Below are 25,195 nucleotides of genomic sequence, written 5' to 3' on the forward strand. Positions count from 1 at the left end.
GCTCGGTTCGAGCCAAACTGGCGGGTCGGCGATCGGTAGATCGGCAGTCAGCCGACCATTTCGCTGCTTGCAATGTGAGTTGTCAGTTCGGCGATTCGAGGGGCAACCCCGCGGGTGACAGGGTACGTCTCGGCCTCGTCTTCAATCTCGAATTCCGTGGCCGCCTGCTGTAGTTCGCCACGCAGAATTCGCACGTCTCGCGGAGCCTCCAGGGCGATGGTGACGCGATTTCCCGCGACCCGTCGGACCTCTACTACGATGTCGTCGCCAATGTGGATACGTTGTCCAGCTTTCCTGCTGAGTACGAGCATGTTCCTGTCTCCTTAACTTTATTAGCGTGACGCTGTGCGATGCTCCGGTCTGCCAGAGCTTGTCCTCGCGGTGAGTTGTGAGAAGAGTAATGCAACAGGGATGCCAATTACCTCAAACCGACCAATTTCGGTGGATTAGTCTCAAAAATCAGGGTTTTGTGGTCGGGGCGGTAAACTTCGAGCAAGAGAACCGGCCTCTCGTTTTGAGATTCACCGTCTGTCAATGAGACACATTCGCTGCTAGCTTGGGGGCCAAAGGAATAGTCTGATATCTCGCATTAACGCCCATTTCTGGATCTCTCAATGCCGTCGCTTACTACCGAAGGATGCCTCGCCCGCCGCCAACTGCTCCTCGCCGCAATGGCCGAGTTGGGGCTCGACCGCGTGATTTTCACCCGTGGCGAGTCGATCAACTGGCTGACCGGTGTGCACCTGGGACCGCTATTCACGCCCACCGCCGCACTCGATGCCGACGGGCGGCTGACGTTGGTGCTGCCGGTCCGCAAGATCGACACCCCGGCTGTGGCCGACGTAGTAGCAGGATACGAGGCCAAGTGGCATTCGACCATGAGAAATAATCAGCCACAGGCCAGCCTCGTCGCCCTGGGCGAAGCGGTGGGGAGCGGGGCGAAGAAGCTCGGCGGGGAGTTTTCGGTATTTCCGCAGTACCTCGCAGCCGATGCTGGCAGCCACTGGACCGACATCGAGCCGACGATGTTCCGCCTCCGCCGGCAGAAGCATGCGGACGAGCTGGCGATGATGGCGTTTGCCAATCAGGCCAACCGCAAGATGTACGACCGCGCCCGCCAGATTGTCCAGCCCGGCGTGAACGAGATCGACGTGTTCAACGAGCTACAGACCGTGGCGGTCCGCGAGTTGGGCGAACCGCTCACCTACATTGGCCAGGATTTCCGCGCCGCCGCGCGTGGCGGCCCGCCGCGTGATCGCGAGGCCCAAGCCGGCGAGATGTACATCTTCGACCTCGGCGTCGGCTATCGCGGCTACTATACCGACAACGCCCGCACGCTGTCGGTCGATGGCAATCCCACCGACCAGCAAGTGGCGGCCCACTCGAAGCTGTGCGAGGTGTTCCCGCTGGTGGAGTCGGAGGTCCGCCCGGGAGTTAGCTGCAAAGCGGTGTTCCAGCAGGTACAGGAGTTGCTCGACGCGAGTAAACTCGGCACGTTCAACCACCACCTGGGCCACGGCGTGGGCCTCGCGCCGCACGAGGGCCCGCACCTCAACCCCTACTGGGACGACACGTTCGCGGTGGGCGATTACTTCACCGCCGAACCGGGCCTGTACGCCGACGACTTGAACGCCGGCTTCCGCCTGGAGCAGAACTACGTGGTCACGGAGACCGGTGTTGAGCTGGTAACCGACTGGCCGCTGGAGATGTAGAACGCCGATTGAAGAGGGTGAATTCCACACACTTGTGGGCTAACACATCTCATCAACGCACGTCAGGTATTCCCAAGGTTATCGCTAGCGTGAGCACCACGAATGCGGCGACACTATATGCGATCTCGCTCTTGGTCAGCTTCAGCGGCCGGCCAAATGGTAGTTTCATGACGGCGATGCCGAGTGAGGTCGCGACGAGTGCCGTGAGTAACGCGAACGGGAACACAGTTCGGCCCGAGAAGTCTGGTGGGGTTTTGCACCTTCATTGGTGTTCCACTTCAGTCTAACACTCGTTGGGCCATCTTTCACGTGTGAAAGAGTATCTAAGTCTCCAAACTTGAGAGCCTTACGCTACCTACAGCGCCGTGGCTGCGTTCACCTCATACTCCGGCTGCTCCGATGGCCGCTGGACCAAGAGCGGTTCGATGCGGTCGGTGGCTACGTGGTATTGGGGGTCTTCCGACAGGTTCACTTCCACCAGGTCGCCCGCGCGATTCAGTAGTCGGCGACACTCGTTGCTCAAGTGCGTCAGGTGCAGACGCTTGCCGGCCGCCTCGTAACGTTCGGCCAGCGAGTTGATTGCCTCCAGGCCCGACTGGTCATACACGCGCGTGTAGTAGAAGTCGATCACCACGTCGTCGGGGTCACTCTTCGGGTCGAACAGTTCCTTGAACGACGAGGTCGAAGCGAAGAACAGCGGCCCGTGCAGTTGGTAGATCTTGCTGCCGAACTCGTTGTACTTGATGTCCGCGCCGATGTGCTTGGCGTGCTGCCAGGCGAAGACCAACGCCGAGGCGATGACTCCCAGCACCACGGCCGTAGCCAGGTCGTGCATCAGCACCGTGTAACCGGCCACCAGCACCATTACCACGTAGTCCGACACCGGCACCTTGCGGGCCATCTTCAGCGACGCCCATTCGAACGTGCCGATCACCACCATGAACATCACGCCCACTAGCGCGGCCATCGGGATCATCTCGATCCAGGGAGCTAGGAACAGCACAAACAGCAGCAGGCAAACCGCGGCGGTCACGCCCGACAGTCGGCCGCGGCCGCCAGAGTTGACGTTGATGAGCGACTGGCCGATCATCGCGCAACCGCCCATGCCGCCGAACAGCCCGCACACCATGTTGGCCACGCCCTGTCCAATGCACTCACGATTGCCCTGACCGCGGGTTTCGGTGATGTCGTCCAGCAGGGTGAGCGTCATGAGCGACTCGATCAGCCCCACGCCGGCGAGCGTTACCGCGTACGGAAGCACGATCCACAGCGTCGACAGTGTCAGCGGCGGCAACGCGTACTCCAGGAAGAACGGCCGCGGCAGTCCCGCACTCAAGCTGACCGACTCGGGCGTAACTTGGGCCATGGCGGCTTCGATCTGGGCGGTAGTTGCTGCTTCGGTACTGCTTGCTGCGACCGCCGCTCCATGATCGTTCGCGGCGAGTGTTGGGTCGAGTTGCGCGGCGGCTTGCGATTTGGCGTTGGTCATCAGCATGTCGCCCACGGTTAACACCACCTGGCTTTGATTCTCCGCGGCCAGCTTGGTGTCGAGCGTGCTGTTCAGGGCGACGGAGATGCCGGTGACAATGAGGATGGCCGCCAGCGAAGCGGGCACCGCCCGAGTGAGTTTCGGCAACAGCCAGATGATGCTCATGGTCAGTGCGACCAGCGCGAGCATGATCCACAGCGCGGGGCCGCGCATGTATGCTAGGTGCCCGGCGTTGCTCACGGTTTTGAAGCTTCCGAACTGGGCGAGCAGAATCACGATCGCCAGCCCGTTCACAAATCCCAACACCACGGGATGCGGCACCATACGAATCAACATGCCGAGTCGGGCCGAGCCCACGGCGACTTGGATGATGCCGCACAGGATCACTGCCGGGAACAGGTACTCGATGCCGTGCATCGCCACCAAACTCACCACCACCACGGCCATCGCGCCGGTGGCGCCAGAGATCATGCCGGGCCGGCCGCCAACGACGGCCGTGATCAGCCCGATGAAGAACGCGGAGTACAGTCCGATGATCGGCGATACGCCAGCCAGGAAGGCGAACGCCACGGCCTCGGGCACGAGTGCCAGGGCTACGGTAATACCAGAAAGAACGTCGTTTTTGAGATTTTGAGGACGGGTCGCAAACAGATTGAGCATGGAGGAACTTGGATGAATCGCCTTGGTGAAAAATCAAACGTCCCGCCCCAACTCCGTAGAGCCAGCGCAGCCGCCGAGCGGAAAAATTCCGCCAACGGACAACGCCTGAGGTACTTCAAGGTGCCGCAGATGCTTCGCCAGATCGGCGGGCAGCGGCGATAGGTGGGCCAGGACGCGGTGGGTAAGCTCACTACCCTAGCAGGCGGGCCCATGGTGGGCAATCGCAAACGGCAGATGAAGGTGATTTTCACAAACTGAGTACCGCATTCGGATAGCCGGAAAACGGATCTCACGCAAGTGATGGAAAGTCGCAAAACAGATAGTCAAACTACTGCGTCCCGGTTTGCCGCTTTTACGGTTCTCCAAGCCTCCCCGTTTTCGCTTCTTTCGAGAGCTTGCTGAATCGCTCGAGCCAAGCCGCGGTGATTGCCGCGGAGAGACTTCCTTCTTTCCGCAGTTCCTCGGCTCGCGCGCCCCAGTAGAAGCTGATCCAGCCGTCGGTGTGCGTGGAGGAGCGGCGGATGAACAGCTCTACCTCGTCGTGATCGGCCTTCAAAGGAAAGATTTCTTCGACCACCAGCGGCTTGCCAATGTCGTAAGCCTTCAGCGCCTTGAGTGCCGCATCGACTTTGCCACGTTCGGGGTAGAAGTGAACCGACACGAAGTCGAGCGGCTCGGCGACGTCCGGCGCGTAGAACAGCGGCTTGCCTCCGCCGAACGCAAACACCCACGGAATCACGCCGACCGTCACTAGATGCTCCTTGTCGTGGCGGCGAATAGCGGCCACCATCTGCTCGACCCACTTCTGAGCAATCTCTTGCGGCTCGCGCCCTCGGCGGTCCAGCGTGATGCGCTGCACGAAGTACTTATCGCCCAGCGGCCCAGCGAGCCACTCGTCGGTCGGCTCTTTGCCAGCAATGATCGGTTCGTTCATCAAGTCGTAGCAAAACACGGCCGGCTCGCCGCTGCACGCTTTGGCCACAGCCTCCCAGAACCGCGCTTGCACGGCCCACCGCTGTTGTTCGTCGAGCGGGTCGTACCACGGAGGGATATTCGCCTTGTGGTAACAAGCGAGGCCCGTGATATCGAGATACAGGCCGGACTGTTCGGCCAGCTTGACCAACTTCTTCAGCTGCGAAACGGCCGCCGCGTTGGGCGTTTGAGCATCGTGCATGAACTTGCCGAGTTGCAGATGCACCCGCACGCAGTTCGCGCCGAGTTGCTTGATCTCAGCAAAGTCCTGCTCAACGGTGTCCCACTCGTCGATCCAATACTCGTCGAGCAAACGCCCGTCGCGATCGTGATCGTAGTTGACTCCCCACACGACGAACGGCCGATTGGTCTGGCCAAGCACAAAGTGATCGCCAGACTCGCTCACGCGGATTGGCTGGAGCTGCTCGGCCCAAATTGGCGCCGCTGCCATGACGAGAATGAAAGTCGCACTAGCTGAAGTTCTACGGTGCATGGCTCACATGAGGCAAAGCCTCTATTGCGATGTGCTACTTTTCAGAATCATTGTTGTCTGCGGCAAAGCGAACGATAGCCTCGCCTTTGTATTTCTTTCCGGAGGAATCAACTCCGACAAAGAACCACTTCTGTTGAAAGTCCGCCAGTTCATCGCTGCCGGCCCAGTTCTGAGGATCCACTGCGGCTGTCCCAGGAGCGATCTCTCCGTCAGGACATGAATACCATTCTGCAAACGTACCTTGATCCAAAATCCCGCAATTGTAACGGCGCTGATTAGGTGGAAGAATCCAGCATTTGCCATCCCACGCCAGGATGCCGAACTGTTCAATCGTTATTGGGCGGTCGAGAGCAGCAACTTCTGTCTTGAACACCCACTTGTACTTCCAGGCGGTCGGGTCGTGGTTGGGACCAGTTGGCCCGCCAACTTGGGTGGGTGTGTGAGTGACTTGCAGCCCGATGGGAAGCGTCTCGAGTTCTTCCAGCAATTCCGAGTGCGTGGCAGATGCGCTTTGGGAAGGCTGTGAAGTTCCACTCTCTGCCGAGTCGTGGTTGCAGCCGGAAAGGCATCCAATCAATAAGGCGAACAGTCTTCGCATTGTCGCGCGTTCTCCCCTCGGCTGGCTTCTACATTTGCCAATTTAAGTTAGTGGCCAGTATAGCCCGTTGCGGTAAACCCCGCCTCGCATGGATTCTGTTTGCTAGAAAATTTGACTTGCGTCGCGAAACGTCTTAACATCTAGGCCTGTCGGCACTTAGCGTATAGCGCCGATCCCACCCGCTCCGTCGTTCCCACCCTTGGAGCACGTTTACGTTGCTTAGCGTATTGGCTTTGCTACGTCCTCCTGGCTGCATGACGTGGTGTATCATGCAGTTGCAGGCACGGCGTAGCCTTAGGATACAACCGATCTGGGATGCCCTCTATGCGTGTTGATGGTACAAGGACAACTGGGCGGCTCGCGGCAAGCCTGCTGACTCTGCTGGTGGCGGCTGCCCCCAGCGTCGGCTTCGGCGAGGATGCCCCCACCTCGGTGCCGACGGAGGCCATCGCCAAGAGCACCAGCGAGTTCAAGGCCAACGTTCAGCCGCTGCTGGCCAAACACTGCTACGGTTGCCACGGGGCCGATGTGCAGGAAGCCGAGGTGCGGCTCGATTCGCTCAACCCCGATATGGTCGCCGGTCCAGACGCCGAGCGGTGGCACGCCGCGCTCGACATGATCAACCGGGGCTACATGCCGCCCGACTACGAGGAGCAGCCAAGTGACGAAGAGCGTCGCGCGATGGTCGACTGGATGACCTCGTCGCTCGACCTGGCGCGACGGGCCAAGAGCGATAAGCCGCAGCCGCGCGTGCGGCGGCTCACTCGCGAGCAGTACACCAACTCGCTGGCCGAACTGCTGCACCTGCCGATCAACTTCGGCAAGAACCTGCCGGACGAAGCCAAGTCGAAGATGGGCTTCACCAACAGCACCAGCGCACTGCTCACCTCGGGCCTGCACGTCGAATACTACCAAGCGATCGCGCGAGCCGCCTTGGACAAGGCGATCGTGGCGGAAACGCCACCGGAGAGCATGCACTACCGAGTCACCGTGGGCCGCGACCTCGGCGCGGGCCGGCATGCGGCGGTGATTGGCGGTTATCAGTCCGCGCCGATCGCTCGGCAGCACGTGCTGGTCGAGATACTTGACCAGAGCGGTAACCCTCGCGAAGCGAACACGCCGGACGAAGAGAAGCAGCTCCGCGGCATTGAGTCGAACATCGGTGTCGGCATGCGTGGCTCGAGTGGCGATCGGTACGAAATGCTCGACAACGGGCTGCTGCTCTACTCGGCCCTGCCGCACAAGGAGCAAGCTCCCAAGTCGTGGCAAGGTCCGTCGCCCAACATGAAGATGCTGCTGCGGCGTTGTTTCCCCAGCGAAGGTCCGTTCGTCGTGCGGGTGGTGGCGTCGCTGGCCGGCGCAGAAGCAGATTCGCACCGCGAAGGATTGATCGAGCTGCGAACCTCCGAGCCCGTCGCGCAGCTCAAGGCCGAGACGCAAGACCTCGCTCCCGCCGAGAAGGCGATCGTGCTCACCGCCGCCGCGTGCCAAAAGCAAACGCAGCTAGTCGCCAGCGGCGACAACCTGGTGCCCGAGGACGTGACCAAGCCATCGTGGGCCGAGTTCGACTTCGAAGTGCCCGAGGCGGGTTACTATCACATCGACTTCGTGCATCCCCCGGCTTCGGCTGATGCGATGCCTTCGGTTTCGCTGCAAGTCGACAAGTCGGCCCAGCATCTCCGCGTGGAACCGAGCGACACCAACGAAGTTTGCATCACTCCGCTGGCCCACGCCTATCTACCGGTCGGCAAGCATCATTTGCGGCTGGGCGGCAAGTTCTTTGTCGGCTTCCGCGAAGTGGTGATCTCCCCCCTGCCCTCGGATCATCCCGCGAATGCAACGCTCGCGCAGGAGCGCGCCAAAACGCGCGACGAAATGCTCGGCGACTCGGCCGCGCTGCGAGCGTTTGTCGGCACCCGTACCGACGACGGAATGGAGTACGCCGAACTCGACGCGGCGCAGGTGGTCGACGCGCCGAACGACCAGCCGGCGACGTTCGAATTTCATGGCTACCTGGAAGACCTGCCGATTCCGATTCTGGACCTGAGCGAAAAGACCGACCTGTCGAACATCATGATCGTCGGCGTGTGGAACGACCGCCTGGCGAAGATTCCCGCCGACCGAGGTGTGCCGGTGGTGGTCAAGTCGATTGAGTTCGAAGGTCCCTACTATCCAACCTGGCCTCCACAGAGTCACACCGAGGTCTTCTTCGACTCGCCACTCCGCGAGAGCGATCAGGAAGCTTACACGCGAGCAGTGCTCGAGCGTTTCATGGCCCGGGCGTTCCGCCGCGAGGTTTCGGCCGCAGAAGTCGATCGCTACATGGAGTTCTGGCACGCGTCGCGCGGCGATTTCGAGCGCTACGAGGACGGAGTTCGCGAAGTACTGGTGGCGGTGCTCTGCTCGCCGCACTTCATGTACCTCGAAATGCCGCAACGCCAAGAGTCGGGCGAGGCCGCGCTGGCCGAGCGGCTGGCGTACTTCCTGTGGAACGCACCGCCCGACGAAGAACTCGCGCGATTGGCCAATGCCGGCCAGCTACGCGCGCAGATCGAGGGGCAAGTCGAGCGAATGATCGCTGATGAGCGGATCGAGAACTTCGTCGACGCGTTCGCCAACGAGTGGTTGAGGCTCGACCGCCACGACGCGATGAGTGTGAACGTCGGCAGGTATCCCGATTACACGCGGTTTGTGAAGCGCGACATGGCGCTCGAGACCACGCACTTTGTGCGGCACGTGCTGCAGAACAACATGAGCCTGATGACGTTCGTCGAGTCCGACTTTGCGATGCTCAACCAGAACCTGGCGGAGTTCTATGGCATCCCCGGCGTCGAGGGCAACCACTTCCGCCCGGTGAGCATCACGCCCGACATGCACCGCGGCGGGTTGCTGTCGCAAGGGGCGTTCCTCACCGGTCACTCCGACGGTACCCAGGCGCACCCGATCAAGCGGGCGGTGTGGGTGAAGTCGAAGATACTCGGCACTCCGCCCCCGCCCCCGCCGCCGAACGTGCCGGAACTCGACCCCGAAACACCCGGCTTCCAGAAACTCACCCTCAAGGAGCAACTGGAATTGCACCGCAGCAAGCCATCGTGCTCCGACTGCCACAGCAAGTTCGATCCCTACGGAGTGGTGTTCGAGAATTACGACGCGGTGGGCCGTTTCCAAACCAAGGCCAAAGGCCGCCCGATCGACGCCAGCACCGAACTTCCTGGTGGTGAGAAGATCGATGGAGTCGACCAACTGAAGGACTACTTACTCAAGCAGCGAAGCGCCGACGTAACGCGCTCCGTCGTGAGCCATCTGTACGCGTACGCCATCGGGCGAGACCTCTCGTTTGCCGACGAGCCGGTGATCGACTCGATCGCGGCCGAGGTTACCGAAGACGGCGACCGCATCCAGACCGCCGTGCTGGGCGTGGTCCGCAGCCCCGCGTTCTGGCAGGACGCCCCCGCCCCGCAAACCGCAGCAGCCCCCTCAGAAAAGGACAACCGATGAGTGGTCGATCGCTAAGACTCAGTCGCCGCACCTGGCTTCGTGGAGCCGGCGTGGCGTGCGCGCTTCCGTACCTCGAGGCGATGGGCGCCGCGCTGCCGGCCGCCGAGACCGCGCCCAAGCGGCTGTGCTACGTCTACTTCCCCAACGGAGCGAGCCTCCCGCCCGAGTCGAACCCCGCGCACCAGGAGTGGAGTTGGTTCCCGCTGGGCGAAGGGGAAGATTATCGCACCACCAACGTGCTCCAGCCGCTCGAAGGATTGCGGTCGAACATTTCGATCCTCGGTGGGCTCAGCCATCCCAACAGCCGCAACCTGCTCGGCCACCTGGCCGGCGACACGTGGCTCACCGCGGGCGACCTTCGCGGTTCGGCGTACAACAACCGCATCTCCGCCGACCAGGTCGCCGCCCGGCACTTGGGGCGCGACACCCGTTACCCGTCGCTGGTGCTGTCGACCGACGGCGGCATCGGCTACAAGTCGCGCGTGGCGACTTTGTCGTTCGCCGACGGTGGCCGGCCGATTCCCGCCGAAAACCGCCAGCGCGAGATCTTCGAACGCTACTTCTCCGGCGGCGCTGGCGCGACGACCAACGAGCGGCGGCAAAGCCTTACACGCAAGAAGAAGATCGTCGACCTGGTGATGGAAGACACCGCCAGCTTGCAACGGCAACTCGGCCAACACGATCGCAGTCGCATGGACGAGTACCTCACGTCGCTCAGCTCGGTGGAAGAGCAGATCCAGCGCAACGAAAAATGGCTCGACGTGCCGCTGCCCGAGATCGACAGTGGCAAGATCGACTTCGACAGCAACCCGGCGGTCGATCCGGCGGCCTACTTGCGGACGATGTTCGACCTGATGGTCATCGCCATCCAGACCGACATGACGCGGGTTCTCACTTACATGATGGCGCGCGAAGACGGCATGGGCTTCGGCGAGAACTTCCCCAAGCTGGCGCTGAACATCAAGAAGGGCCACCACGCGATCAGCCACGACCAGGCCGACGGCCATTGGCAGGAATGGGGCAGCTACGACCGCTGGCTGGCCGAGCAGTTCGCCTACTTCCTCACGCGGCTCGACTCGCTGTCGGACGATCACGGGTCGCTACTCGACAACACGCTCGTGCTCTACGGCAGCGCGTGCAGCACCACGCACAACGCGGTCAACTACCCGCTGGTGCTGGCCGGCGGAGCGGCGATGGGCGTGCGGCACGGGCGGTACATCAAGCAGCACGAAGAGACCCCCATGGCGAACCTGCTGGTCAGCATGCTCCGCACCGTGGGTGTGCCCACCGACCAGTTCGGCGACAGCACCGGCCCCTACACCACGCCCGGCGAGCCGCTGTTTACAGTGGCAAGCTGATTTCTTTGCCGGAAGATCAATGCGAACTTTGTTTATCGCGCTGCTTGTCACCAGTCTGTCGCTAGTCAGTTCCGCCTGCGCCGCCGAGCTTCCCGAATCCACCGGGCGGGAGTTTGCGCTCGAGAACAAGGCCGCCAAGTTGTTCGTGCCGGATAGCTTCGCGATGCCCGAGGACGGCGCGGTGGATTTGCTGGTGCACTTTCATGGCCATCCGCCGGTCGTGCGCAGCAACGCTGAGTACGCCAAGCTGAACGTGGTGATCCTCACAGTGAACTACAACGGACTGTCGCGGGCGTATTCCAAGCCGTTCTCCGATCCGGATTTATTTCCCGCGTTGCTTGACGACACGCTGGCCGCGCTGCGCGAGCAGGCTGCGTTTCCTGAAGACACGCATTGGCGTCGGGTGGGCGTTTCGTCGTTCAGCGCCGGATACGGGGCGGTCCGCGAGATATTGAGTCAGCCGCGCGGCCCGGAACGAATTGATTGTCTACTGGCGGCCGACTCGCTGTACGCGTCGACCAGCGATGATGGCACGCCGGAAGACGCGCAGATGGCGCCCTACATTGCCTACGCCAAACAGGCCATCGAGGGCAAGAAGTCGTTCGTGTTCACTTACTCACTGGTGCCGACCGACGGGTATGAAACCACCAAAGAGTGCATCGACGAGATCCTCGCGGAGGTGAAGCTCGAACTCGAACCCACCGACCAAGAAGGGCTCGGCGAGCTCGTCTTTAATCAGCAGGCCCGCCGCGGCAAGTTCCAAGTCTACGGCACCCCCGGCCGTGACGGCGAAGGACACATGGCACACCTGCGGTACATTGGCGAGTTCTTTAAGCAAATGCCGCTGGCCAAGTGCGACAAGTAACGTCGCTACCGTCGCCAGACGGTGGAAGCCGTGTGGAATCGCATCGTGTCTTCATCCCACTGGGTGATTCACTCCACGCTCTGGTGAGCGTAGCTACGGTGCGTTAGATTCTACTTTAGCACCGCCCGCAACTATTCCACACAGGAAACGGCCATGAGCGATTCGCAACGATTGCTGGAATTCATCGACGAAGGCATCGTTGCTCATGGTGGCGACCTTGGTGGCTGGACGAATTTGGACGACGAGCTGCTCAAACTATTCGATGGGCGGGTGACGCTCACGGCTGAGATCACGGACGATCCGGATCAGGCCGAGGGGTTGGTTCATGCGCACGTGCTGACGAAGTTGCACGACTACGACGACGAAGTGCTCGACGCCTGTTTGTTCGGCATGGGGGACAATCGCGAAAACGCGCTACGCGAAGCTTCGATCATCTGGATCACTTGCGTGGCGGGGCCCATTCGCTCGTTTCTCGACAACAAGCCGGTCTGCATGACTTGTCAGGCGGGCGTGGCCGATGGCGATATCAACGAGGGTTACTCGCCCGACGACTATGGCCTGCCGAACTTGCGGGCGTACGTTGGTCCATCGATCGCGCGGGGTTTTGACGACGATCGCTTTCAGTCGGAGATGGACGCTTCGAAGCCGTGGTTTCGCTACGCGGCCGAGTCGGCGGCGCCGCGGCGGGTGCACATGGCCAAGGCCAGCGTGTTTGCCCAGGGCGAAGAGGGGTGGCGGCGGGAACTGGAGATCGACGGGCATGACGTTTCCCATCGCGATCCCACCTGGCCCGCCGACCAGCAGGGACCCGAGTTTGGCTATTTCACGCGCTTTGCGGTGTTCGAGTTTCCCCAGAATTCGCATCTACTGCAGCAGCGTGCCGAACTCGAACGGACCATCGAGCACTTCGGCAAGCAATACTCGAAGTTCGACGACGTCGATCAGTTGATGGAGACGATGGAAGCCGAAGGTTTCGATCCCGACATGGTAAAGCAGGCCGAGTCGATGTCGAGCTTGGCATTCGGCCGGATGTTCTTCGAAGGCTACGGCGTGCAGTACTCGCCCTACATCATCCGCGCCCGCTCCGACGACCGCGTGGAGACCAACGTGCCGCTGATGTCGCTGCCGGCTTACTCGCGGGCCAGGGCGCTAGCGCCGAAGTTGGCCGAGGAGCTTTCGGAAGATGAATTCCGGAACCTCTGTTTCTACAGCGCCGAGTCGGGCGGCATCCTGCAGTTCCTGGAAGCCAACGGCGACCAGGAGATCGATTGGGGCGCCATGACCTTCTACCCCTGCGTCGTACCCGACCGCAATACGAGCGTCGAAACCATGGAGCGGGCCATGGCCGAACTGGAACGCATGCAAGGCAACTCGCGCAGCAAGCCGGCGAAGGAGCAGCGGCCGGAGAAGCCTTGGTGGAAGTTCTGGTAAATCACCCGTAGGGTGGGTGGTTCTGCCGCCAAGAAGCTTGGAGTTCACCGCGACGTCATGTCGGCAGGTTCACCCACCGCCAGGACGTACTTAAGAAATCACTCCCGGGTGATCACCCACTTGGAGTACTCGTCAGGAACATGGCCTTTGCGAAAGCAAGCACCGTCAATCGCCGGCAGCACTCTGGCGAGATCACAGCCCAGCAGTCCGGAGCACCAGACGGGGTTAAATTCCACGACAGCCCAGCCGCGATCTTCAATCCGTCCGACATCCAATGTGAATGCGGGAGGCAGTTCGAGCGAGGTGTCCCGCAGCAACGCATCGCATACCTCTTTCACCGACGAGACCTCGTCGACGCTTGTCGGCCACTCGTCATCTTCGTTCGGCGCCAACCACCCACCCCGAATGTACGGGGACATGGCTATTACCTTGCGATGAAGAACGATAGTTCGATATTCAATGTCCCACAGCACCGGTTCAGATACGAGCACTGGAGTGTTATCCGTTGCTCTTGAGGGACACCGCATCGCGTGCCCGGTTTCACATACACCAGCGTCGAAGACCTTATCCGTGCAGTCAGCCGGTTTCACGAAGAACCGATCCGTGCGATTCCTCGCATCGGACAGGGTCGTGTATTCGATTCGTCGCTTGGTCAAATCCAGCGGCAATTGCGTCAGCAGATCGAAGGAAGGCTCGATGAGTGCCAATTGCAGCTTCGCCGCCACGCGCAGGGCAATGTCCGTTTCGGCATAGATGGCGACTTCGCTTGAATCAAGCTCTGGTGGTTCGCGTTTGTCATCCAACCAGCACACTTTCCATTCATGTTGGCCGGCAATGCGTGCGAAGCTATCGGCCTCCGGTTGGCAAGTTCGCGATAGTAGTAGGGTTTTCATGTTCATGCGAGTTTGGTTGTTGGGAAATGGGCTTTTATCAGGGGAAAGATTGGTGAGAGGCACCAATCGCGCACAGGGGCGTGCGAGAGAGCGACGAAGCGCTTAGGCACAACTAAACTACCGGTTTGCGGACGTGAGGTCAATCTTGGGACGAGAACATACCGGGCTGCGACAACACGCGTCACCGTTGGAAGTTCGGGTAGGCCCTAGCCACCGTTGCGAAGCCATCGGCGGGAGAGTCGGCTCGCGATGTGCATTGCGCGCGCCGACGGAATCTCCCACCCTACGGGGCTACGAGGCTGGCGGAGTCGTTCTCAATGTTGCCGCGCTGTCTGGGCCAAGCGGCACTGTGGCTGGAAATTCCGCCTATCGCATTCGCCGCGAGCAGAGCAGCACACCAATGCCGAGAGTAGCAAGGCAAATAGTGCTCGGCTCGGGGATCACCGCTTCGGTGTATCGCCAGTAGATGACATCATGGTTGGCCCAGTCGGAGCCAGTGCCGCTGGTGAATCCAACAAAGGCTTGGTCGCTGCCACCTAAAACCGTGTTCAGGTCCATGGGGTGGCTGAGGAGCGGAGCGGCAGGAAGCACTGGCTCGGTAGTGCTCTCATCACGGCGGAGGTAAACATCGAGCGTGGTGCCATCGTAGATCACCCACGACCACCAACGGTCGCCATCGTCCAATTCGGGACCCGGCAGGTCCGTGTCCGGCACATTGGTATCGCCGATGATCGCTGTCGGCCCCTGCCCTGCAGCGGCGTGGTTGACGTTGCCGTTCAGGTCGATGCCGATGTGACTTTGGCTCGGGTCGTTGTTGGCCGCGTTTCCCCATGTGTCGAATTCGACGCCGACGGAAGTGCCGATACCAGCGTAGCCGATGCCCTGCCCTAGGGTACCAACATTGTTGGCCACGTTCTGCACCACGAACACCAGACCGTCCGCGCCAGGTTCGTCGTTGAAATCGAAAACGGTTCCGCCAGGATCCGTTAACCGAAAACTGAAGATGCTCGAGAACTCGGCCGTCGAGACCTTATCGAACGAGAAGAAGCTGCCCGCTGCATTGCGGACAGACGGTGTAACACGCATTACCGTGCCGTCGGAGGTGGCTGCCGTGGCCGCGATGCCGTTGAGTTGGAGATTCGAAGTGTCATCGAATCCATCGTAGATCACGTCTGCCTGGGCAGCAGAAAAGAATGCGAGGGTGGCCAACACAAGAACTGCCCCCACGCCCAAATCGATTTTAGTGCGAATCATGAGCAACCCCTTTCACAAACCACACGAGCAACGGCCTCCCAAAGCCAGTGGCTTCGTTTCCACCGCTTGGGTAGCAACCACTGTTGGAGCAGCACGGTAGTGTACTGCTTGCGGCGATGCAGGTACAGCTTCTCAGGAATTGGACTCTCGGCGGTAGCGTAACTCGTAGAACGGAGTTCATTCCGTTGCTCTGACCTACCAGCTACGTACTAACGGAATGAATTCCGTTCTACGGATTGTGAGTTTCTCAGCCACGGCGTGTAGGAATTGGACACTCGATGGGGGAAAATGCGGGGTGCCGAGGAGTCTGGAGTTGAGCGTCGTGTGACGACTCCGGCTCGCGGTGGTTTTGTCGCAGCGGTGGGGTTTTGTCGCACCTGCGGTGAACCGAGCGCAACAACTCCTCGGGGTGGAGCAGCATTGGTAGTCGCAAAGTGTTTCAGGGTAATGGTTTATGAAATGTCGCAGCTGCCCGATTCGAGGAGTTTTGTCGCAGGGAATCGTTTTGTCGCGGCGGTGCGACATTATTCGTTTTGGTGTCCCCTCGGCAGAGGGGATTTTGACTCGGCGTTGACGGCTGCCGCAGGTTCCCTATACTCCGCCGGCTGTGTGGCCGAAGGTGCGTTTCAGGAAGAGACTGCTTTCCCAGAGGAGAGTTGCGCGATGTCCCAAGGATGGGTCGACATACACTGCCACTTGGTGCCCGGCATCGACGACGGGGCCAAGGACGAGGCCGAAACGCTCGCCATGGCGCGGATGGCTGTGGCCGATGGCACCGAGACGGTGATCTGCACCCCGCACCAGTTGGGCGCGAACCGGCACAACCACGGCGACGAGATCCGCCGCCGCGTGCAAGCATTGCAGGAAATGCTGAACGAACATCGCATTCCGCTGGTGGTGCTGCCGGGCGCCGATGTGCGGATCGAAGACGACATGCCGCAGCTACTGGCGTCGGGCGAGGTACTGACGCTGGCCGATCGGCGGCGGCACGTGTTGCTGGAACTGCCGCACGAGATTTACTTGCCGCTGGAGCCAGTGCTCCAAGCGCTAAAGAAGCAAAACTTGGTTGGCATCCTGTCGCATCCCGAGCGGAACCGCGGCATCATGCGAACGCCCGAGATCATCGAACCGCTGGTCGAAGCGGGCTGTTTGATGCAGGTGACGTGCGGCAGCCTGGCGGGTTCGTTCGGCCCGGAGTGTCAGGAGATCGCCGAGCGGTTCGTATCGCGCGGTTTGGTGCACTTCCTGGCGACCGACGGTCACGGACCCAAGTCGCGGAGGCCGCTATTTAGTCAAGCCGCCCAGCGGGCGACACAACTGGTGGGCGAAGCAGCCACACTGAAGATGTGCCGAGACAATCCTCGACTGGTGGCCGAAGGACGCGACGTGGCGCCAGGGCCAATTGCCATTGCACCGCCGAAGCGCGGTTGGCGGTTCTGGAAGAGGGCCAGTTGATGGAGCAAGTATCGCGGCGGACTTTTGGCAAGCGAGCGCTGGCGGCCGGCGCGGTGGCGTTTGGTCTTGCGCGCGGCGCGCAAGCGGCGCCGTGGTGGATCGATCAGCGTCAGGTGGGCCCGTTTATTTGCCAGAGTGCGTTTCCCTTGATCGAGTACCAGGAGCTACTGGACGAACTGGCCCCCCTGGAGCGAGAGTTGATGCGCGTGCTGGCGGTCCAGCCGTGCAAGACGCCGATCTACTTGCACCTGATGGCCAACAAACGGCAGCACACCGAATACATTCGCGAACGCTTCCCCGAAGTGCCCTACCGCCAGGCGTTGTTCATCAAGCAAAACAATCGGGCGAGCGTGTTCGCCTACAAGAATGACGAACTGGACATCGACATCCGCCACGAATGCACCCACGCGCTGCTGCACGCCGACATGCCAATGGTGCCGCTGTGGCTGGACGAGGGATTGGCTGAGTACTTCGAGTTGGCCAAGGACAAGCGGGCTCGGCACCACTCGCACTTGAAGAAGGTGAAGTGGGACCTCAAACGCAAGAAGTTGAAGAGCGTGGCGGAACTGGAGAAAGAAGAGCGACTGGAAGACATGACCGCGGCCGACTATCGATCGAGCTGGGCGTGGGTGCACTTCATGTTGCACGGCCCGGTGGAAGCGCACGCGGAGTTGGTGATGTTCCTGAATGAGATTCGTAACCACACCATGCCCCGCGCGCTGTCGCAGCGGTTGGCAGAAGCGGTGCCGAATCTGTCGTGGCGGATCCAACAGCACTTTGCGCAACTTTGATCCACGCCGTATAGCTTGCCAGCGATGCAAGCATGAATTGCTTCGCTAATCGGCAAAGTTTGACATTCTGGACGATGATGTTGAAGTTGTAAATGAATGCTAGTCGATACGCCTGAAGACCAAGTGGCAGCGGGGTGCGGGGCAGCCTGTTCAAATCGCACATCGCCATGCCACGAACAAGCCACAGGGAAGTGGTCGATTTTATACCAACCAAACCCTACCCTAACGACGGACAAGGTAAACGAAACATGCGAATTCAAACTCTTGGCCGATTGGCCGCTGCTATCGCTTGCGTCGGAATGATTATGCCGTCCGCCGCACTGTCGGCCGAACCGGTCGCCGCACAAGCTCCGAGCCTGGATGTGGCTCTGGGCGAAGGTGGGGTATTCCGCGGCCAGGTAGTCGACGCCCATGGCGCAGCTCAGGCTCACCAAGACGTTGCCCTGGTTTATCAAGGTCGCGAAGTGGTTCGCACCAAGACCGACGAGCAAGGCGTGTTCGCCGCTCGCGGGCTGCGTGGCGGTCAGTATCAACTGGTCACCCAAGACCAAGTGGCTCCGTTCCGTCTGTGGTCGGCGAATGCCGCTCCTCCGACGGCTCGCCCTGCTGCTTTGATTGTCTCCGGCAGCCAGGCAGTGAATGGTCAGTACGGTGGTGGCGGCATCCTGGGTTGGATGCAAGCTCATCCGCTGATCGTCGCTGGTGCCGTGGTGACCGCGATCGCCGTGCCGGTTGCTATCACTGCTTCGGATGACGACTCGAGCAGCTAATCGCTCGAAGCGACTATCGCAAACATCGGTTCGACCCCACACGTTGCACTAGCATCGTGTGGGGTTGGCCTTTTGGAAAAGGACGAAAACCGCTAACATCCGCCCCGCGCGACCGAGAATTCCGCGCACGAACCACCACTCGTCCAAGGGGCTTGGGAGAAGTTAGCGATGCGTAACGCCCGATTGAGAAACACGATTGTCCGAGTGTTCACCGCCGCGGTGCTGGTGACCTCGCAAACCGCCCTGGCGCAAACCGGAGCGGAACGAACAGCCGAAGGACCCGCCGTGCCATCGGTGGATGTGATCCTGGCCAGCGGCGGAGTGCTGCACGGCTACGTGGTGAACGCTTCCGGCGCACCGGTAGGCAACGTGGAAGTAAAGCTGACCTCGCCCGCCGGCGAAGTGGTGGCCGCCAAGTCGGACGAGAAAGGTCGATTCGGCTTCCGCGGCTTGCAGGGCTCGGGCTACCAACTCGAAACCGAACACGGCGTGGTGATGTGCCGCGCGTGGACCGCCAAGGCGGCGCCGCCCAAGTCGTCCGCCACGCTGCTGGTGGTGCACGACGCCGAGCTGGTCCGCGGCCAGTGGTCGGCCCCTCCCGGGGTGAACAACGGAGTCAGCCGCCTGAAGCGGGCGATGACCAACCCGTTCTTCGTGGCCACGGTAGTCGGTGCGGCAGTGGCCATCCCTGTGGCGATCCACAACGCCAACCAGGACGACTCGAGCAGCTAGCCAGCTTTATCCGCCGTTCCGCTACAGCTTACCACACGTGCCGTAGGAACCTTCCGCCACGGCAGGACGCGACTCGACTTTTGCGTCGCAGCTAGCCGATCGCTTAGGTAGGCGCACTGTCTACCGCGCCGGATAGCTTCAGGCGACGCGAGGGACTGCGCGGCCGCCAGGTTCTGCGGAGGGATATCGGCATGGCGGCGATTAGCTGGTTGGGGTACGCGCGACTGGCGTATTTCTCGAAACCCAAGCACGAGCGGCAACTGTACCGCGCCGTGCGACAGCAGAAGATGCATCGCATCGTCGAAGTGGGCATCGGCTCGGCCGAGCGCGCGATCGACCTGGTCTCGACCGCCCAGCGATACGGTGGTGAGTCGCCGGTGACGTACACCGGGCTCGACTGGTTCGAAGAGCGCGAAGCGCCCGCAGCCCCGCTGCCGCTGATCCACGCGCACCGCCAACTGCAACTGACCGGCGCACGCGTTCGACTGGTGCCCGGCTATCCACCGGCGACGCTGCCGCAGATCGCCAACACGCTGCAACGGACCGACCTGATCCTCATCTCGGCCGCCGTGGACGATGCGTCGCTGGACAAGGCTTGGTTCTACTTCCCGCGGATGTGCCACCCGGGTACGTTGGTGCTCCGCGAGATTCACGAGAGCCCGGAGGTCACGCGGCTGGAGCCCATCGCCGTGGCGGAACTCGAACGACGCGCGGCCCAGCGCGAAGTGAGAAAGGCTGCTTAGAGTTCGCTGTCGGACTCGACTTCGCCCGGTTGCGAGTCTGCACGCACGCGCCACCAGGCGGCCAGCACGCTGCCGATCACACAGTGGGCGACCGCTGAGAGCGCGCACGGCGCGGCGGCAATCGAGAGGTTAGTCTCTGGATTGACGAAGTGCCGTTCGGCCAGGATCGCGCCGAGGCCCGAGTTCTGCATACCGACTTCGATAGACACCGTGCGGGAGATGGTCGAGTCGTAGCCAAACAGCCGCGCGATCCCATAGCCTAGAGCAAACCCGCCGACGTGCAGCAGGCCAACGGCCACGCTCAGCTCGGCCGCGTAGGTCACGATCAGCGACTTGCTCTCGCCGATGATGTTCGCGCAGATCATGGCGATGGCCACCACGCTCACAAGCGGGGAGAAGGTCGTGATGCGCTCCACGGTTCTTGGCAACAAGTGATGCAGCGCCAACCCGGCGAGTACCGGCAGCAGCACTACTTGCACGGTCGACTTTAGCAGCCCCAACACTTCGACCGGCACGCGCTCGCCCACCAGCCACTTGGTGAGCAGCGGCGTGAGCAGGATCGCCGCAAAGGTCGAGCAGGCAGTCATCAGCACCGACAGCGCCAGGTTGCCGCGGGCCAGGTAAGTCACCACGTTCGACGCGGTGCCGCCGGGGCAACACGAGACCAGGATCAGCCCGACTGCCATCTCGTTGGGCAGGTTCATCACCGTGGCGATCGACCACCCCAACATCGGCATGATCAGGAACTGGGCCAGCACGCCCAGCAGAATCGGCCGCGGCATCAGCAGCACCTTGGCAAAGTCGTCGGCGCTGAGCGTGACTCCCATGCCGAGCATGATGATGCCCAGCGCCCAACCGTTGTACGGCCCGAACCAGGCGAACAAGGGGGGATGCCAGAGGGCTGCCACGGCGAAGCCCACCACCCACACGGGAAACAGGTTGGTCAGCAGATTGAGGAGGCGAACCATGCGGGCCACTGGTGGAGTTTTTTGGCGCTTTTTTCCGCGGAGAACTGCAAGGATAGCCTGAACCCGCAAGGCTTGCCAGCAGAACTGCACGACGCGACAAAAACGCATCTGCACAATTGGAGGTCGCGGGCGTAAGATAGGTAGACGAATGGTCCCCGGACGCTGGCCTTGTCGAACAATTCCCTCAAACCAAGCGTTTTACGGGTAGGAATGGATTCTATTTCTTATCTGAAGGAGCGTTGTCATGGGGAAGAAGCGGAAGACTGCTTACAAGGTCACGAATTGGCGTGAGTACAACGAGTCGTTAGTGCGGCGGGGTGATATCACTTTGTGGTTCGACGAGGACGCGCTAGCGACCTGGGAGCATGCTAACGAGGAGGTAAAGCGAGGGCGCCCTTTTACTTACAGTGACACCGCGATTGAGTGCTTGCTGATGCTCCGTGAGTTGTTTCGCTTGCCCTATCGCCAGACCGAAGGTCTGGGGCGGGCGCTGGTGCAACTGATGGACGTGGATGTTCCGATTCCCAGTTTCACGCTGCTAGCGAAACGAGCGGCAAGGCTGAAGACGTCGCTGGACGTTTCGCATACCCGTGGTCCGATCGATATGGTGGTCGACAGCACGGGCCTGAAAGTAGTAGGCGAAGGGGAATGGCGTTCGGCCGCTTACCAGACGTGTAGACGAAAGACCTGGCGAAAGCTCCATCTTTCGATCAATCCCGAGACGCAGGAGATCATGGCCGAGGTGCTGACCACGCGGAGCAAGGTGGATGCAGAGTCGGTGCCGGAGTTGCTGAAGCAAGTGGATCAGCCGATCGACAAGTTCTACGGCGATGGAGCCTACGATCGTTGGGCGGTTCATGAGCAGTTGGAAAAACAAGGAATTGCCCCGATCATTCCGCCTCAACGAGGGGCGGTCATCAAGCAGCATGGCAACTGCAAAGCCAAGCCGTTAGCTCGCGACGAGGCGGTTCGCAGGATTCGACGAACGGGACGAAGCAGTTGGAAAAGAGAGATCGGATACCATCGGCGGAGCCTGGTCGAGACGAGCATGTTTCGCTTGAAACAGGCGTTCGGCAACCGCCTGAAAAACAAAGCCTTCGAGAACCAACGGATCGAGGTCCGCTTGAGATGCAAGTTGCTAAACCACTTCACACAACTGGGTATGCCTAAATCCAAATGGAATTAGGAGACAAGGCCCCGGACGCTCTTGGTGTCCCGCAAGAGTGGGGGATCGGAGCAGCCGCCCCCCTACGTGCCGCGAACATCATGGCCGACAGCCAGATCGATCCCAATCAAGAGACGATAGAAGCCCCTTCACCAGTGCTGCTCAGCGGCAGCACGGATCGTTTGCGCGACGCGGCGAGGAAACTGGTGAATGTTGTCGAGGGGTCCACCCCGCATCTCAGCACCGAAACACGCGATGTGCTTCGCGTCCGGCTGTTTGCGGCGAGCGTGCTGTTTTTCATCGGTTTCTTCGCCTTCGAGATTCGCTGGTTCTTCGTAGTCGACGACCTAATGTCGAACTGGCTGTTTTGGGTGCACGGCACGGTCACGCTAGTCATGGCACTCATGGCGTTGATGATGTGGCGCGCGAAGGGCATCTCGCTTACAAAACTGCGGCTAGCCGAGCTTATCATCTTTGCGGATCCCGCCATCTACTTCCTGGTGCTTTCGCAGCAAACCCTACATCGCTCGGCGAACCTGATGGACGGTGCTCACCTGCCTGTCATCCTCGCGCCTTGGATGATGCTGATCTTCACGTACGCGCTGTTCATACCCAACAACTGGCAGCGCGCAACAGCGGTTCTCGTGCCGATGGGGCTAGCCCCGCTGGGGGTCGTTGTCTGGCAACGGTTGTTTTGCCCCGGCTTTCAGGCGTGCGTCAGCACCGAGGAATATGACAGCTACCTGAGTGAGCAGATCATTGTGGTAGCGGTCACCTTGTTGATCGCCATCGTTGGCGTGCACCTGATCTATCAACTACGCCGCCAGGTGTTCGCGGCCAAGCAGCTTGGGCAGTATCGGCTTAAGCAGAAACTCGGCAGCGGCGGCATGGGCGAGGTCTACCTGGCCGAACATCAGATGATGAAGCGTCCCTGCGCCATCAAGCTTATTCGGCCCGAGAAGGCCGGCGACTCGCGCATCCTGGCTCGCTTCGAGCGCGAAGTCCGCATGACCGCTAAGCTGTCGCACTGGAATTCCATCGACATCTTCGACTACGGCAACACTTCCGACGGCACTTTCTACTACGTGATGGAGTACCTGCCGGGTCATAACATTGGCGAGTTGGTCGAGCAAGGAGACGGATTGCCGCCGGCCAGAGTGATCTACTTGATGAAACAAGTGTGCGCCGCGCTGTCCGAAGCACACCGCATCGGGCTGGTGCATCGCGACATCAAGCCGGCGAACATCTTCTGCGCCTACCGCGGTGGTGAATTCGACGTAGCGAAGCTGCTCGACTTCGGCCTGGCGAAGCCCACCATGCAGACCGAAGACAGCCACCTCACGCAAGAAGGGGCCATCACCGGTTCGCCGCTGTTCATGTCGCCCGAGCAGGCTACCGGAGAGAGCGAAGCCGACGCACGCAGCGACATCTACTCGCTGGGCGCGGTGATGTTCTACATGCTCACCGGCCGCGCGCCGTTCGTGCACGAGCAGGCGATGCGGGTAATCGTGGCCCATGTGTCGGACAATCCGCCACTGGTGCGCGAATTCGCACCTGCGGTGCCGATGGATCTGGAAGAAGTCGTGATGCGGTGCCTGGAAAAGGACCCCGAAGATCGCTTCCAGGACGTGATGTCCCTGCGGGCTGCTCTGGAAGAAGTCTCGCTGATGGAAGACTGGACCACCGCCATGGCCGCCGAATGGTGGAACTGCAAGGCGTGCCCCCAACGCAAGGCGATGGCCGCTGCCGCGGTGGAAGCCGCCGCCGTTTGACTCAGGGCCGGCAAAAACAGTGGTTTCCGGCTCGCCGCAGTGCCTAGTCCGCTGCGAACCTGCCGCTTAAACTAGTAGTCTTGCCGACAGCGAGTTGGTCTCGCTCCTCTTTCCCCATCCTCTCCACCCCTACCCCTCACCTGCTATGCCTCGCACGCTGTTCGAAAAGATCTGGGACAAACACGTTGTACATGCCGAGCCGGGGCGGCAGACCATTCTGTACATCGACCTGCATCTGGTGCACGAAGTCACCAGCCCCCAGGCGTTCGAAGGCCTTCGCATCGCCGGACGGCCAGTGCGCAGGCCTGAGCGCACCGTGGCCACGGCCGACCACAACGTGCCGACCAGCGACCGCAGCTTGCCGATCGCCGACCCCGTGAGTAAGCAACAGATCGATACCCTGCGTGCCAACTGCGCGGAGTTTGGCATCAAGTACTATGACCTGGGCGACATCCATCAGGGCATCGTCCACGTGATCGGCCCCGAACTCGGCTACACCCAGCCCGGCATGACCATCGTGTGCGGCGACAGCCACACCTCGACGCACGGCGCGTTCGGCGCGCTGGCGTTTGGCATCGGCACCAGCGAAGTTGAACACGTGCTGGCCACACAAACGTTGCTGCAGTCGAAACCCAAGACGCTCGAGCTTCGCGTCGACGGCAAGCTGGGCAACGGAGTCACGGCCAAGGACATGATCCTGTATCTTATCGGCCAGATCTCCACGCACGGCGGCACCGGCTACTGCATCGAGTACACCGGCGACGTGGTCCGGAACCTGACGATGGAAAACCGGATGACCGTCTGTAACATGTCGATCGAAGCTGGCGCGCGAGCGGGCATGATCGCTCCGGACGAAGTGACCTTCGAATACCTCAAGGGCCGCCCGTTCTGTCCGCAAGGCGAAGCGTGGGACGCCGCCGTGGCCGAGTGGCGAACGCTGCCCACCGACGAAGGCGCCACCTACGACAAGAGCCTGGTGTACGACGGAGCCGACATCGCCCCGCAAGTCACCTGGGGCACCAACCCGGGGCAAGTGGCCAGCGTTACCTCGGCGATTCCCAACCCCAGCGACTTCAGCGACGCCACCGACCAGAAGACCACCGCCATGGCCCTGGACTACATGGGCATCCAGGCAGGCCAGGCGATCACCGACCTGCAGCTCGACCGCGTGTTCATCGGCAGTTGCACCAACGCCCGCATCGAAGACCTCCGCGCCGCGGCCGCAGTGGCCAAGGGCCGCAAGGTTTCGGACCGCGTCAGCGCGATGGTCGTGCCAGGCAGCGGTTTGGTAAAGAAGCAAGCCGAAGAGGAAGGACTCGACCAGATCTTCCGCGAGGCAGGCTTCGACTGGCGCGAGGCCGGCTGCAGCATGTGCCTGGCGATGAACCCCGACAAGCTCTCGCCGGGCGAGCGCTGTGCATCGACCTCCAACCGCAACTTCGAAGGCCGCCAGGGCCGCGGTGGCCGCACCCACCTGGTGTCGCCAGCGATGGCCGCCGCCGCGGCGATTGAAGGCCACTTCGTCGACATCCGCGATTGGGAGTAAGGAGGCGATGGGGATTCGATCTTTACTTTC

General features: G+C 61.3%; 21 protein-coding genes. 14 read left to right on the forward strand and 7 right to left on the reverse strand.

What is annotated here, in order from left to right; translation table 11 throughout:
- Positions 1-47: 47 nt before the first annotated feature.
- Positions 48-311, reverse strand: a complete 264-nt coding sequence (locus ACQK2L_RS16240) for a carbon storage regulator (protein ID WP_425398078.1) — start codon at positions 309-311, stop codon at positions 48-50.
- A gap of 303 nt (positions 312-614) precedes the next feature.
- Between ACQK2L_RS16240 and ACQK2L_RS16245 the strand changes: the two genes are divergently transcribed.
- Positions 615-1,712, forward strand: a complete 1,098-nt coding sequence (locus ACQK2L_RS16245) for a M24 family metallopeptidase (RefSeq protein WP_425398079.1) — start codon at positions 615-617, stop codon at positions 1,710-1,712.
- A 355-nt stretch (positions 1,713-2,067) separates the two neighbouring features.
- Here the strand turns inward: ACQK2L_RS16245 and ACQK2L_RS16250 are convergent, their stop codons facing one another.
- Positions 2,068-3,861, reverse strand: coding sequence for a SulP family inorganic anion transporter (locus tag ACQK2L_RS16250; RefSeq protein WP_425398080.1), 1,794 nt, complete (start codon positions 3,859-3,861; stop codon positions 2,068-2,070).
- 12 nt (positions 3,862-3,873) lie between these two features.
- Between ACQK2L_RS16250 and ACQK2L_RS16255 the strand changes: the two genes are divergently transcribed.
- Complete coding sequence (locus tag ACQK2L_RS16255; RefSeq protein ID WP_425398081.1) at positions 3,874-4,023, forward strand: hypothetical protein; 150 nt, start codon at positions 3,874-3,876, stop codon at positions 4,021-4,023.
- Positions 4,024-4,213: 190 nt separating this feature from the next.
- On the opposite strand, the gene ACQK2L_RS16260 is transcribed toward ACQK2L_RS16255, so the two are convergent.
- Both ACQK2L_RS16260 and ACQK2L_RS16265 read right to left on the reverse strand, forming a co-directional pair.
- On the reverse strand, positions 4,214-5,326 hold the full coding sequence (locus ACQK2L_RS16260; protein ID WP_425398082.1) for a cellulase family glycosylhydrolase: 1,113 nt from the start codon (positions 5,324-5,326) through the stop codon (positions 4,214-4,216).
- Positions 5,327-5,360: 34 nt separating this feature from the next.
- Positions 5,361-5,813 carry a hypothetical protein gene (locus ACQK2L_RS16265; RefSeq protein ID WP_425398083.1) on the reverse strand — a complete coding sequence of 151 codons (453 nt, stop codon included), beginning with the start codon at positions 5,811-5,813 and terminating at the stop codon, positions 5,361-5,363.
- A gap of 435 nt (positions 5,814-6,248) precedes the next feature.
- Here ACQK2L_RS16265 and ACQK2L_RS16270 point away from each other — a divergent pair, with 435 nt between their 5' ends.
- The 4 genes from ACQK2L_RS16270 (at position 6,249) to ACQK2L_RS16285 (ending at position 13,076) form a co-directional block, all read left to right on the forward strand.
- The gene (locus tag ACQK2L_RS16270; RefSeq protein ID WP_425398084.1) at positions 6,249-9,422 is read left to right on the forward strand and encodes a DUF1592 domain-containing protein; all 3,174 of its coding nucleotides are present in this window, start codon (positions 6,249-6,251) and stop codon (positions 9,420-9,422) included.
- Entirely contained in the window at positions 9,419-10,780 is a 1,362-nt protein-coding gene (locus tag ACQK2L_RS16275) for a DUF1552 domain-containing protein (RefSeq protein WP_425398085.1), read from the forward strand. Before ACQK2L_RS16270 ends, ACQK2L_RS16275 begins: the two co-directional genes overlap by 4 nt.
- Before the next feature lie 19 nt (positions 10,781-10,799).
- Positions 10,800-11,645, forward strand: coding sequence for a hypothetical protein (locus ACQK2L_RS16280; RefSeq protein ID WP_425398086.1), 846 nt, complete (start codon positions 10,800-10,802; stop codon positions 11,643-11,645).
- A 153-nt stretch (positions 11,646-11,798) separates the two neighbouring features.
- Positions 11,799-13,076 (forward strand): hypothetical protein, encoded by a 1,278-nt coding sequence (locus tag ACQK2L_RS16285; protein WP_425398087.1) that lies wholly within the window; start codon positions 11,799-11,801, stop codon positions 13,074-13,076.
- Between the two features lie 98 nt (positions 13,077-13,174).
- Here the strand turns inward: ACQK2L_RS16285 and ACQK2L_RS16290 are convergent, their stop codons facing one another.
- A complete protein-coding gene (locus tag ACQK2L_RS16290) occupies positions 13,175-13,879 on the reverse strand; it encodes an ATP-grasp domain-containing protein (protein ID WP_425398088.1) in 705 nt (234 codons plus the stop codon).
- A 456-nt stretch (positions 13,880-14,335) separates the two neighbouring features.
- Positions 14,336-15,223, reverse strand: coding sequence for an L-type lectin-domain containing protein (locus tag ACQK2L_RS16295; protein WP_425398089.1), 888 nt, complete (start codon positions 15,221-15,223; stop codon positions 14,336-14,338).
- A gap of 663 nt (positions 15,224-15,886) precedes the next feature.
- Here ACQK2L_RS16295 and ACQK2L_RS16300 point away from each other — a divergent pair.
- The 5 genes from ACQK2L_RS16300 (at position 15,887) to ACQK2L_RS16320 (ending at position 19,714) form a co-directional block, all read left to right on the forward strand.
- Positions 15,887-16,678 carry a tyrosine-protein phosphatase gene (locus tag ACQK2L_RS16300; RefSeq protein WP_425398090.1) on the forward strand — a complete coding sequence of 264 codons (792 nt, stop codon included), beginning with the start codon at positions 15,887-15,889 and terminating at the stop codon, positions 16,676-16,678.
- Positions 16,678-17,469: a DUF1570 domain-containing protein gene (locus ACQK2L_RS16305; protein ID WP_425398091.1), complete on the forward strand. Its 792-nt coding sequence runs from the start codon at positions 16,678-16,680 to the stop codon at positions 17,467-17,469. The genes ACQK2L_RS16300 and ACQK2L_RS16305 overlap by 1 nt, the downstream gene beginning before the upstream one ends.
- A gap of 248 nt (positions 17,470-17,717) precedes the next feature.
- Complete coding sequence (locus ACQK2L_RS16310; RefSeq protein ID WP_425398092.1) at positions 17,718-18,239, forward strand: carboxypeptidase-like regulatory domain-containing protein; 522 nt, start codon at positions 17,718-17,720, stop codon at positions 18,237-18,239.
- A 168-nt stretch (positions 18,240-18,407) separates the two neighbouring features.
- Positions 18,408-18,971, forward strand: a complete 564-nt coding sequence (locus tag ACQK2L_RS16315; RefSeq protein ID WP_425398093.1) for a carboxypeptidase-like regulatory domain-containing protein — start codon at positions 18,408-18,410, stop codon at positions 18,969-18,971.
- A gap of 191 nt (positions 18,972-19,162) precedes the next feature.
- A complete protein-coding gene (locus ACQK2L_RS16320) occupies positions 19,163-19,714 on the forward strand; it encodes a hypothetical protein (protein ID WP_425398094.1) in 552 nt (183 codons plus the stop codon).
- Here the strand turns inward: ACQK2L_RS16320 and ACQK2L_RS16325 are convergent.
- Positions 19,711-20,682, reverse strand: coding sequence for a bile acid:sodium symporter family protein (locus tag ACQK2L_RS16325; protein WP_425398095.1), 972 nt, complete (start codon positions 20,680-20,682; stop codon positions 19,711-19,713). The two genes, ACQK2L_RS16320 and ACQK2L_RS16325, sit on opposite strands and share 4 nt — an antisense overlap.
- A gap of 244 nt (positions 20,683-20,926) precedes the next feature.
- On the opposite strand from ACQK2L_RS16325, the gene ACQK2L_RS16330 reads away from it, so the two are divergent.
- From ACQK2L_RS16330 to leuC, 3 genes are all read left to right on the forward strand, one after another.
- Positions 20,927-21,868, forward strand: coding sequence for an IS5 family transposase (locus ACQK2L_RS16330; protein WP_425396299.1), 942 nt, complete (start codon positions 20,927-20,929; stop codon positions 21,866-21,868).
- A gap of 80 nt (positions 21,869-21,948) precedes the next feature.
- The gene (locus tag ACQK2L_RS16335; protein ID WP_425398096.1) at positions 21,949-23,619 is read left to right on the forward strand and encodes a protein kinase domain-containing protein; all 1,671 of its coding nucleotides are present in this window, start codon (positions 21,949-21,951) and stop codon (positions 23,617-23,619) included.
- Positions 23,620-23,764: 145 nt separating this feature from the next.
- On the forward strand, positions 23,765-25,165 hold the full coding sequence (gene leuC / locus ACQK2L_RS16340; RefSeq protein WP_425398097.1) for a 3-isopropylmalate dehydratase large subunit: 1,401 nt from the start codon (positions 23,765-23,767) through the stop codon (positions 25,163-25,165).
- Positions 25,166-25,195: the final 30 nt, after the last annotated feature.

The organism is Aeoliella sp. (assembly GCF_965227375.1).
Taxonomy (GTDB): domain Bacteria; phylum Planctomycetota; class Planctomycetia; order Pirellulales; family Lacipirellulaceae; genus Aeoliella.